General features: G+C 69.7%; 10 protein-coding genes and 1 pseudogene. 5 read left to right on the forward strand and 6 right to left on the reverse strand.

From position 1 onward, the window contains the following. Positions 1–124: 124 nt before the first annotated feature. Complete coding sequence (locus tag ABD198_RS29895; RefSeq protein WP_344007756.1) at positions 125–463, reverse strand: hypothetical protein; 339 nt, start codon at positions 461–463, stop codon at positions 125–127. A 109-nt stretch (positions 464–572) separates the two neighbouring features. Between ABD198_RS29895 and ABD198_RS29900 the strand changes: the two genes are divergently transcribed. The 4 genes from ABD198_RS29900 (at position 573) to ABD198_RS29915 (ending at position 3,597) form a co-directional block, all read left to right on the forward strand. Continuing rightward, positions 573–908 carry a hypothetical protein gene (locus tag ABD198_RS29900; protein WP_344007758.1) on the forward strand — a complete coding sequence of 112 codons (336 nt, stop codon included), beginning with the start codon at positions 573–575 and terminating at the stop codon, positions 906–908. A gap of 433 nt (positions 909–1,341) precedes the next feature. After that, positions 1,342–2,583, forward strand: a complete 1,242-nt coding sequence (locus tag ABD198_RS29905; RefSeq protein ID WP_344007760.1) for a L,D-transpeptidase — start codon at positions 1,342–1,344, stop codon at positions 2,581–2,583. Between the two features lie 368 nt (positions 2,584–2,951). Continuing rightward, on the forward strand, positions 2,952–3,242 hold the full coding sequence (locus ABD198_RS29910; RefSeq protein WP_344007762.1) for a hypothetical protein: 291 nt from the start codon (positions 2,952–2,954) through the stop codon (positions 3,240–3,242). 61 nt (positions 3,243–3,303) lie between these two features. Next, the gene (locus ABD198_RS29915; protein WP_344007765.1) at positions 3,304–3,597 is read left to right on the forward strand and encodes a hypothetical protein; all 294 of its coding nucleotides are present in this window, start codon (positions 3,304–3,306) and stop codon (positions 3,595–3,597) included. A 280-nt stretch (positions 3,598–3,877) separates the two neighbouring features. Here the strand turns inward: ABD198_RS29915 and ABD198_RS29920 are convergent. The 4 genes and pseudogenes from ABD198_RS29920 to ABD198_RS29935 all read right to left on the reverse strand — a co-directional run bounded on the left by ABD198_RS29920 (position 3,878) and on the right by ABD198_RS29935 (position 7,213). Continuing rightward, positions 3,878–5,184, reverse strand: a pseudogene (locus ABD198_RS29920) (tyrosine-type recombinase/integrase). Then, a complete protein-coding gene (locus ABD198_RS29925; protein WP_344007767.1) occupies positions 5,184–5,408 on the reverse strand; it encodes a helix-turn-helix domain-containing protein in 225 nt (74 codons plus the stop codon). The pseudogene ABD198_RS29920 and the gene ABD198_RS29925 overlap by 1 nt, the downstream one beginning before the upstream one ends. Beyond that, positions 5,405–6,853 carry a replication initiator gene (locus tag ABD198_RS29930; RefSeq protein WP_344007769.1) on the reverse strand — a complete coding sequence of 483 codons (1,449 nt, stop codon included), beginning with the start codon at positions 6,851–6,853 and terminating at the stop codon, positions 5,405–5,407. Before ABD198_RS29930 ends, ABD198_RS29925 begins: the two co-directional genes overlap by 4 nt. A gap of 153 nt (positions 6,854–7,006) precedes the next feature. After that, a complete protein-coding gene (locus ABD198_RS29935) occupies positions 7,007–7,213 on the reverse strand; it encodes a hypothetical protein (protein WP_344007771.1) in 207 nt (68 codons plus the stop codon). Positions 7,214–7,387: 174 nt separating this feature from the next. Here ABD198_RS29935 and ABD198_RS29940 point away from each other — a divergent pair, with 174 nt between their 5' ends. Then, the gene (locus tag ABD198_RS29940; RefSeq protein ID WP_344007773.1) at positions 7,388–8,167 is read left to right on the forward strand and encodes a GntR family transcriptional regulator; all 780 of its coding nucleotides are present in this window, start codon (positions 7,388–7,390) and stop codon (positions 8,165–8,167) included. A gap of 501 nt (positions 8,168–8,668) precedes the next feature. Here ABD198_RS29940 and ABD198_RS29945 read toward each other — a convergent pair. After that, the gene (locus ABD198_RS29945) at positions 8,669–9,871 is read right to left on the reverse strand and encodes an NsdA family TPR-like regulatory protein (RefSeq protein ID WP_344007775.1); all 1,203 of its coding nucleotides are present in this window, start codon (positions 9,869–9,871) and stop codon (positions 8,669–8,671) included. Positions 9,872–10,148 lie beyond the last annotated feature (277 nt).

Raw genomic sequence — 10,148 nt, forward strand, 5'->3', positions numbered from 1 at the left:
GGGGTCTGGTGCGTGCAGCTGCAAGGCGGAGGAGGGCGCCGATGCGGAGCATCGGCAACCGACGACAACGCCGCAGACGCGCGTGCCAGACCCCGCGCCCGCGGGCTGATCCAAACGACAGGCCCTAGGAGTCGAGGCGTTCGCGGCGGATCGAGTAGGTGACGAAGGCCGCGCCGAAGGCGAGGAAGGACGTGCCGCCGAGTATGTACGGGGTGCTGTCGAAGGAGCCCGTCGCGGCGAGGCGGGCGCCCTCCCGGTCGCCGCTCTGGCCGGCGTCGGCCTCCTCGGCGCTGTTCAAGGGGGCGGAGGCCGCTCGGCCCTGCTCGGTGACCTGCGGGGACGGGCTGGTCGTGGCCGGCTCCGCGGATTCCGAGGTCGCGTTGGCGGACGGGACGAACCACAGGGCGCACAGCAGGGTGCCCGCGGCGGTGGCGGTCAGCAACGGACGGACGGCGGATGACACGGAATATCGATCCCCTTGTGGCGCTGGCGAATTGGCCGTGTGGGCCGATGTTAGTGAAAGTCGCGGGTCACAGGAAAGTCACGGGAGCCTCCCGCCGTACGCTCCGGGCATGACTAGTGCAGAGACATCAGGGTTTGTACGGATTCGCCTCGAGGTCGTGCTCCAGGTCGACGACGAGGGCGCGGTGACCGAGGCCGCGCTGCGCCGGATCGCCGAGGACGAGGGCATGCCCGAGGCGGAGCGGGCGCACGCCGAGAGCGCTGTGACGGAGGACACGGCCGAGGCCCTCGCCTATCTGGTGGACCCGTTCGACCTGGTGAGGGAGGTGCCGGGGGTGGAACTGCAGCAGGCCTCCTGGAGCAGTGAGCGGATCGACTACGACCCGGACTCGCCCGAGTGGGACCTCGGCGAGGATGATGGCGACGACGAGCCCTACGACGACTGACGGGACGACTGACAGAAATCCACTGACAGGACGACTGACAGAAGTCCACTGACAGGACGACTGACAGAAGTCCACTGACAGGACGACTGACAGGACGACTGACAGGAATCTGACGGCTCCGGACGGCCATGAGCCATGACCGGTCCTGCGCCCGCGGTGACGGCGGGACGGCAGTCGGCCGACCGGCTTGGGGAAATCGTGACCCGTGGCGGCAACCGCCGCCCGGGCACACGACGTCTCAAGCGGCGCGCGGACCGGCTTCCGCACCGTCCGCCACAGCGGACGTGGTGAGCCCCACACCCGCGGGCCGTGGGGAACCGGATCAAACGGCCGTAGCGTTGAAAGCTATTGCGGGGTCTTCTCGGGCCGGGCGTGCCCGGGCGGGAGGGCCCGCGGGGGACCTGGGGAATCGGCAACGATGGAGAAGCGTGTGATGACGGACGGTAAGCGGCGCAGGGGTCTGATGGCCGCGTCCGCTCTGCTCGGCGGAGTGCTGGTGCTCTCGGGCTGCTCCGGTGGCGACTCCGGCGACGGGGGGAACGGCGACTCGCAGTCCCAGGTCGACGAGGCCGCCGCCAAGAAGTCCTCCGAGGCGCAGATCAAGATCACGCCGAAGGACGGCTCGACCAACGCCTCCATCAACAAGGCCGCCACCGTGACCGTGGCCAAGGGCACCCTCACCGAGGTGAAGCTGACCACCGCCGACGGCACGCCCGTCGAGGGCCAGATATCGGCGGACAAGAAGAGCTGGAAGCCCTCCGTCCAGCTGGAGCGTGCCACCACCTACAAGCTGTCGGTCACCGCCGAGGACTCCGAGGGCCGCGCCGCCCACGAGAACGCCTCGTTCACCACCGTCTCCCCGGCCAACAGCTTCATCGGCACCTTCACCCCGGACGACGGCACCACCGTCGGCGTCGGCATGCCGGTGTCGATCAACTTCGACAAGGCGATCACCAACAAGGCCGCGGTGCAGAAGGGGATCACCGTCATCAGCACCAGCGGTCAGGAGGTCGCCTGCCACTGGTTCAACGCCAACCGCATGGACTGCCGCCCGGAGAAGTACTGGCAGGAGGGCTCCACCGTGACCCTCAAGCTGGCGCTCGACGGGGTCGAGGGCGCCGAGGGCGTCTACGGCGTGCAGCAGAAGACGGTCACCTTCAAGATCGGCCGGAACCAGGTCTCCTACGTCGACGCCAAGACCAAGCAGATGAAGGTCACGCAGGACGGCAAGACCATCCGGACCATCCCGATCTCCGCCGGCTCGCCCGAGAACAAGACGTACGAGGGCCAGATGGTGATCTCCGAGAAGTTCAAGGAGACCCGGATGAACGGCGCGACCGTCGGCTTCACCGACGACGACGGCGAGGGCGAGTACGACATCAAGGACGTGCCGCACGCCATGCGTCTGAGCACCTCCGGCACCTTCATCCACGGCAACTACTGGGGCGCCAAGTCCATCTTCGGCAACGTCAACACCAGCCACGGCTGCGTGGGCCTGCAGGACGTCAAGGGCGCCAACGACCCGAACACGCCGGGCGCCTGGTTCTACAGGAACTCGCTCATCGGTGACGTGGTGGTCGTGCAGAACACCGGCGACAAGACCATCGCCCCGGACAACGGCCTCAACGGCTGGAACATGAGCTGGGAGCAGTGGAAGGCGGGCTCCGCCGTCTGACGCCCCGGCACCTCCCGGTCGCCCTGTGCCGCCGTCCGCCCCCCGTGAAGGGGGGGGGCGGCGGCATTTCCTTTTCCGACGGGCTGTCAGCCGCGCGTCCCGGCCCCGACGGCTGGCCCCAACCCAGCGGTTCTGTAACGGAGTTGCGGCGTGCACATCACGGCCGACCGGCGACTTGGCGACGTTGTCCACAGCCCTTGAGGCGCTTGATCACCCCTCGTCATACTGCGTGATCCGGGGGGTGCGCGCAGGCGTACGAGACCACCCCCGGCCGGGTGAGGGGACTCCACCCGGCGATTTCGCTAGGGGGATACGTGCGCAGACAAGTGAACAGGTCACGCGCGGCCACCGTCGCCACCGCGGCGGCCGTGGCGCTGCTGGCGGGGATGGCCGGCCCCGCGTCGGCGAACGGCCCGGCCGGCGCACCGGGCGATGCGCAGCAGCGGGCCGGCGTGCAGCGGCCGGGCGGCGCGCAGAAGCCGGCCGCCGTCTCGAAGGGGGTCGTCAAGCACCGCGTCACGCTCATCACCGGCGACCGCGTCGGCGTCGACGCCAAGGGCCGCGTCGGGCTGCCCACGACGTGGTATCGAGTCGTCCAAGACAAGTACGGCGGCGTAATCACAATGCACCCCATTCCGAAGCCGGTAGTGCCTAGGTGATTGTTCGTGGGGTCGGCTCGGTCTTTGCGAGTCGACCCCACGAAATAGAGTGGGAGTTTTAATGGGTCTTGCGGTCTACATCGAAGATCAGAATCATCAGCGGGTGTATGCAGGCAGGGAGGCTGGGGCTTACCTCGAAGCGATCCTGCCGCACGTTGATGCCGATTCCCTTCTGGCGGGAGTTCACCTTCATGGTGACACAATGTTCAACTCTCCTCAGTTGATGCGAGTAATGGGTGAAATCGACCTCTTGATTGAGCGAAATTTCGACGCAAAGGGGGATGCGGTGGAATTCAAGTCAATTCTAGAAGGAGCGGTCAGGCGTAGAGGCTATCTGTGGATCTCCGGTGATTGACTCGACTCGATCCCTGCGGGCTATCCTGCTCGCCAGTGCCACGCTCGCAAAGGATGAGTGGCGAGATGTGCGCCAGGGTCGACTTTCCCTGTCGGCAGAGAATTAAAGGTGGTCAACTCCGAACTGTCGGAGGTTCACGCCATTCTCGCGCTGGCTGGGCGTGAGCCTCGTTGCCCGATGCCACGCCTACTCCGCTAGGTGACAGAAGCAAACTGAAGCCCCGTCAGGTGCATACTGGCGGGGCTTCTGTGTGGGGTGACGGCAGTAGTTGACGGCAACGTCAGCGGACGTGGGCGGTACAGGGCGGCGGCTCGTCGCCGTCGGAGCGGGCCGTCTCGGTGGTCTCCCGGCCGACGAGTGCGGCGCCAAGGGCGTCGATGGCGTCGCGCTGGAGGCGGAGGCGTACGTGGGCGTAGACGGTGGCAGTGACGCCGATGTGGGCGTGGCCGAGGAGTTCCTTGATCACGACGAGTTCGACGCCCTGCTCCAGGAGCAGAGTAGCGGTCGAATGGCGGAGGTCGTGGAAGCGGATGCGGCGGAGGCCGGACTTGCGGAGGAGCGTGTTGAAGGCGCGGGTGAGGTTGGTCGGGTCGATCATTCTTCCTTGGGGAGTGGTGAACACGTGTCCGCTGTGCTGCCACGTGGTGCCTGCGGCCTCCCGCTCGCGCTGCTGTCGTTCGCGGTGGAGCTTCAGCGACTGGGCACAGCGGGTAGGCAGGGCGATGCGGCGTTCGGAGGCCCGGGTCTTGGTGGGCAGCGTGGTGAGCCCGCCCGTGCTGGTGCGCTGAAGGTTCGGCGAACGGCGGCGGTGCCCGTGTCGAGGTTGAGGTCTTCCCAACGGAGGCCGAGGAGTTCGCCCTTGCGGAGTCCGGTGTGGAGGGCGAGTTCGAACAGCGCGTGCAACCGGTGTCCGCGCGTTGCCGTGAGGAGCTGGCGGGCTTCGTCGGCGGTGAGGGGTTCGAAGCGTCGGGGCCGGGGTGTGCCGGTGCGGACGTTGCGGGCGACGTTGCGTGGGATCTCCTCTTCGCGGACGGCGTGTTCGAGTGCGGACTTGAGGACGGAGTGGATGTAGGTGAGCGTCAGCGGGGAGAGCAGCTTGTGGCAGCACTGGCCGGCGGCGCAGCAGCGGGGCTGGTCGCGCGGGGCGTCGATGCCGTGCGAGCAGCACTGGCAGGTGGTGCGGAGCTGGTTGAGCCAGGTGCGTACGTCCTTGGCGGTGAGCTTGGTGAGCTTCTTCTTGCCGAGGCCGGGGATGAGGTAGCGGTGGACGCAGGCGGTGTAGCGGGCGTGGGTGTTCTCGCGGAGGTGGTGGACGGCGACGTTCTCCAGCCAGTACGTCAGGTACGCGGCCACGCTGCCCTGTGCGGAGGGGACGGGGAGGCCGCGGTTGCTGGCGGCGATCTTCTCGGTGAGCTTGGCCAGGGCGTCCTTGCGGGTGGTGCCGTAGACATGGACGCGCCGACGGGTGTTGCCGGGGGCGAGAACGTATCCGGCGGCTTCCCAGCGGCTGTCCTTGCGCTGGTAGACGGTTCCGTCTCCGTTGGCACGTACGCGGCGGGAGGCGGGGGTGTCGCGGGGCCTGGTCATCAGGCAGCTTCCTGGTCGAGGCGGGTGCGGATGAAGTCGGTCAGGGCGTGTGTGGGGATGCGGCGGGCGCGGCCGAGGGTGATCGAGGCGAGCTGGCGGGTGCGGAGCAGGTCGTAGACGGCGGAGCGGCCGAGTTGGAGGCGGGCCATGACCTGGGGCACGGTCAGCAGCTCTTCCGGCGTACTCAGTCCCCGCCGGGTAGGGGCGGGTTCCTGCGCGTTCATCCGCAGCCCCCTTCGGCGATGAACCGCCGTTCCAGTTCCCGGCGGTGCCAGACGTGGGCCGCGAGGAGGGCCGCGCCGGGGCTGTAGCCCGAGCCCTGGTAGGCCCAGTGGCCGACGACGAGGGTGGTGTCCGGGGCGGGCTCGGGCAGGCCGGCGTGGATGCGGGCCTGTTCGGTGCGCCAGGCGCGGCGGGCGGCGCGCAGCGCGCCGAGGGTGGTCGAGTAGGCGCGGGACTTGGTGGAGAAGTGGCCCCGGAAGCCGAGCATGTGCGCCCACTTCCAGAGCTTGAGGTGGGCGAACTCGGGCAGCCTGCCGAGTTCCCAGCAGGTGCGGATCATCTGCCGCACGTGCCGGGCGACGGCGAGCCTGGGCAACGGCCGGGCCTGTCCGGTGCCGTCGCAGGCGGTGCAGGGGAGCGGGGTTCCGGGGGGCAGGAGGGTGGCGCCGCGTCCCTGGCAGGGGCGGCAGAACAGGGCGCGGTCGAGGGTGCCGAAGGCGTCGGCGAACTTGGTGGCGTACTTCGCCACGTAGGCGGCCACGGCCTGGTCGGTGAATTCGGCGTCGGTGCCGAAGGCGGCGATCTCGCGTACGTCAAGCTGTTCGCCCCAGCCGAGTTCGCGTTCGCCGACCGCATCCGACTCGACCATGACGCGGACCCGCGAGGCGGCGGCGCGGATGTCGTCGGTGAGCACGGCGGCGGTGGCGTACGGCGGCGGGGGCTGGCTGGTGCCGTCCGGGCCGTCGAGGCGGATGACGGCGTGGAAGTGGACCAGGCCGCGCTGCTGGTACTCGGCGACCTTGGCGAAAGAGACCCGCAGCACCGCGTGGGCGGCCTTCTGGGTCATGCCGAGCCGGGCGGCGAGCTCCCGGCGGAGGTAGGTGGTGAAGCGGGCCCACAAGGTTCCGGCGTGGGCGTTGAACAGGATCGCGCCCGCGTAGTCGTACGTCGCCGGATTGAGAGGCGTCCCGAGCAGGGCGTCCGTGGGTTCGTGGAGCTTGCGGCAGCGGCAGGGCCGGATGTCGCCGCCTGGAGTGGTGGGGCGGTTGTGGACGGGGCCGAAGGACGGCGGGGTGAGGGTGACGAAGACGCGGGGGTGGGTGCGGACGGTGTCGGGGACGGTCTTGCCGCCGGAGAGGCCGGCGCGGATGAGGTGGTAGGTGTCGGCGGCGTAGAGGCGGGAGCAGGCCGGGCAGCGGGAGGCGCGGCGGTTGCCGCACGCGGTGAGCAGGCTGCCTGCGGGCTCCTCCGTCGTGGTGTAGGAGCGCACGACCTCGCCGGTCGTGGAGTCGATGGTGGTGGTCTGGCCGGTCAGGCGGACGGGTTCGGTGCAGCCGCCGAGGCGTTCGATCTGCTCCTGTGCGCGGTCGAAGTCGGGCTGGTTGATGAGGTGGAGCAGGTCCCGCACGGCGGGGCTTGCCACATGGTGCAGGTCCAGGGTGACCATTCGGGGCGTGTCCCTCTGTCGGGTGTGTGGCCCCGAGCAGCAACCAGCCAGGTAGGAAGGCGTGTTGGTGCTGCTCGGGGCATGACGAACCAGGCCCACCGGGTGGGCGCGGATTTCAGGGAGAGGTGATCCGGCTGGTCGCCGGGGTGTCGCTCAGAGCTGAGCGAGTGCGGCGGTGGCCACTGGCAGGGCGATGCCCATGCTGGCTGCGAGCTGGGCGGCGGTGATCGGTGTTCCGTGCTCGGCGTGGTGGGTGTCCGCGATGCGCCTGGCTGCGGCGAGCAGTGGGGCGGGCAGGGCCGGGCGGGTGCCGGTGGCAGGCGCCTTGGCGACAGCCGGGGCGGGGGCGGAGTCGGGCACCTCGATCACGGTGGGTACTTCGGCCGGAGGGGGCGCAGGTGTCGAGGCGGGGACTGGCTCAGGGGTCGGGGCCGCCGTTTCGGGAGCGGGCGCCGTGGTGGGCACCGGCTCGGCGATGGGCACGGGGGCGGGGGCAGTTGCGTTGGAGTCCTCCAGGCGTGCGGTGGTGCGGAAGTGGGCGAGGAAGGCGGGGCCGACGTGGTGCTGCGGGAGCGGTTCGGTGTCTCCAGCTCCACCGTCCAGAACGCCCTGCGCGTGCTCAAGCAGGAGGGACTCGTCTACTCCCAGCTCGGTCGGGGCAGCTACGTCAGCGCCTCAGCCGGCCAGAGTGCCGGCCCGGCCGACGACGACCACGGCGACGCCGAGTCCGAAGGCCCGGACTGGCCGGTCGACCTCGTCCGCAACGAAGACAGCCGCCCGCCGTACGTTCAGGTGGCCGACATCCTTCGTCGCGAGATCGAGGAAGGCACCTATCCGCCCGGCTCTCAGCTGCCTCCCGCCCGTGAGATCCAGGAGCGATTCCAGGTCGCCAACTCCACCGCGCAGAACGCCTACCGGAGCCTCAAGCAGGCAGGACTCGTGTACGCGGTCAAGGGGCGCGGGGTCTTCGTACGCCCGGCTCCGGAGCCGGGCAAGTATCACGGGCCGATCACCAACTACCTGCTACGGGAGAAGGTCGACCGCGAGGCCAGCGCATCCGCAGCCGAGTTCGCCGACCTCAGCGATGACGAGCTGCTGGAACGGGAAGCGGAGCTGGACCGGCGATGGGCCACGATCCGCGAGGAGCACCAGCGAGTCTTCAACGAGCGCCGGAAGATCAAACGCGAGAAGAGCCGCCGCGGCCTGCTCCTGCCACCCCTCCACGACGACGATGCGGACTCGGACATGTCGCCACGCGAGAAGCTGGAGGCCGCACTGGCCGAGTCGAAGAAGCAGCGCCAGCAGCGCCCCTGACGGCAGGGCTGACAGCTCGGCAGTGGGTTGGCAGTGGGTGAGCTGTTCAGAGTTTCTTTACTTGATCAAGGCGGCCCGCTGGCGCGGCCCGCGCGCGCCCGGCCCCTCGGGGCCGCCGCCCGCTCCTGTCTCCGCCCCGCTTGCCGTCGGCCCCGCCGGTCCGGGCGCGCAACAGCCGTACAGCGAGCCACTTCCGGGGCTCCGCCCCAGACCCCGGCCCTCCCTCCGAGGGGCAGGGGGCTGACTTACGGGTGCGGCTTCGTCGTGGTGTGGGGTTCGCGGTCGCGGGTGGGGGTCCCTCGTCGCCCGGCCCCCGGAGGCGTACCAGGAACCCCCGGGGGCCGCCAAGGCCGAGCGCACGCGTCACGATGTGAGCCTTGACGGCCCCCGGAGAACCCTGGCACGGCGAAGCTGCCCGACCGACGAGGGACCCCCACCCGCTCAGGTCCGGAATCTGCCGGAGGCTGACTCCGGCCGGCGGACGGCCAACTCCGAGGGCGCTCAGGACGCCAGCAGTTCGGCGACCTCGGGCACGTCGCGATAGGCCCGCAGTCGAGCGAGCACGATCCTCGTGCGTTCCGCCGTGCGTTCGCTGCCGCTTTGCCCGAGGGCGACCATCCGACCCGCTGTCCCCGCTGCGGCCTCGGGCTCGTTGGCGTCGGCGTAGGCCACCGCCAGCCAGGAAAGGTACAGCGCCAACTCCCGGGCGTGGCTGGCGTCGTATCGTCCGAGCACGTCCGTCAGCAGCGGCACGGCCCGCAGCGGGCGCCGCAGTTCGGTGTAGACGCGGGCCTCCATGACCTGCAATTCCCCGGCGTCCATCCAGTACAGGTAGGACGGAGATTCGGTGCCGGCCGAGTCCTCGGACAGAGCCTCGGCCGCTTCCCCGAGGGCGGTCATCGCCGGGCGGTCCTGCCCGGCACGGGTATGGGCCCAGGCAACACGGTCCAGGTACAGCGCGCGAGCCTTCGCCGGGGCGTGCGGACCCGCGTCCTTGAGCGCGGCGCGGGCCAGCCCCACTGCGTCCGCTGTCCGGCCGGTGTTGCTCCACTGGTAGGCCAGCGAGCCCGCCACGTTCCCGGACAGCACGCCGTCCCCGGCGGCCCGCGCGGCGCTCATGCCGAGCCGGTAGATGCGCTCCGCCTCGGCATGCTCCCCGGCATCGGAAGCGACCCACCCGGCGATCTGCGCCAACTCTCCGACGGCCCGTAGAAGTTCGCGCCCCACCTCTTCGGTGTGTGTGCCCTCGCGGTAGAGCTTCACCGCCGCTTGCAGCTCGCGCAGCGCGGGCCCGATCAGGTCTTTGCCGTACACCACGTCATCGGCCAGCCGCAGGCCGTGGACCCGCTGGGCCAGGTCGGCCACCTGTCCGGCCCCGATCCGGCGGCCCGCACGAGCACGCAGCGGGGCCAGTGGGTCGCCCTCGGGCAGGAAGTCGGCGACGGACCGGACACGCGGCGTGGAGTCGACCGGCTGAGCGGCCTTCGCCTTCTCCAGCATCTCGCGCGGCACCTGAAGCACCTGCGCGAGGAAGGGCAGCCACTCCCGAGGAGACCTCGTCCCGATCTCCCAACGGGACACGTCATTTCGCGTCGGCGGAACGCGACCAGGAGCAGCCTCAGCCAGAGCCTCGGCGAGCCGCCCCTGACTCCACCCACGCGCCAGGCGCAGCCGCCTGACCAGTTCCCCGATCGTCTCCCGCACCCCACCAGCTTGGCAGACAGCAAGGCAGACACGCTGGCTACTCCCAAAGGCTCACACCAGCGAGACGGTGATCAGTAGCCCCGAGCCGAACCGAGGAGAGGGAATCAGGATGGCCGAGCGAGCGACACAACGGCCCGGAGGTACCAGGGCAGAAGGACCGCGACTGCTGCCGTGGACCACCCAGGACGGGGACCCCTGTTACCTGAGAAGCTGTTGTCTTTCCGGACGTGAGGACTGCGTTTTCGCTGGTGGGGCATAGGGTCGGCGGTCTGGTGGG

It is taken from the genome of Streptomyces thermocarboxydovorans (assembly GCF_039524635.1).
In the GTDB taxonomy this organism is placed as follows: domain Bacteria; phylum Actinomycetota; class Actinomycetes; order Streptomycetales; family Streptomycetaceae; genus Streptomyces; species Streptomyces thermocarboxydovorans.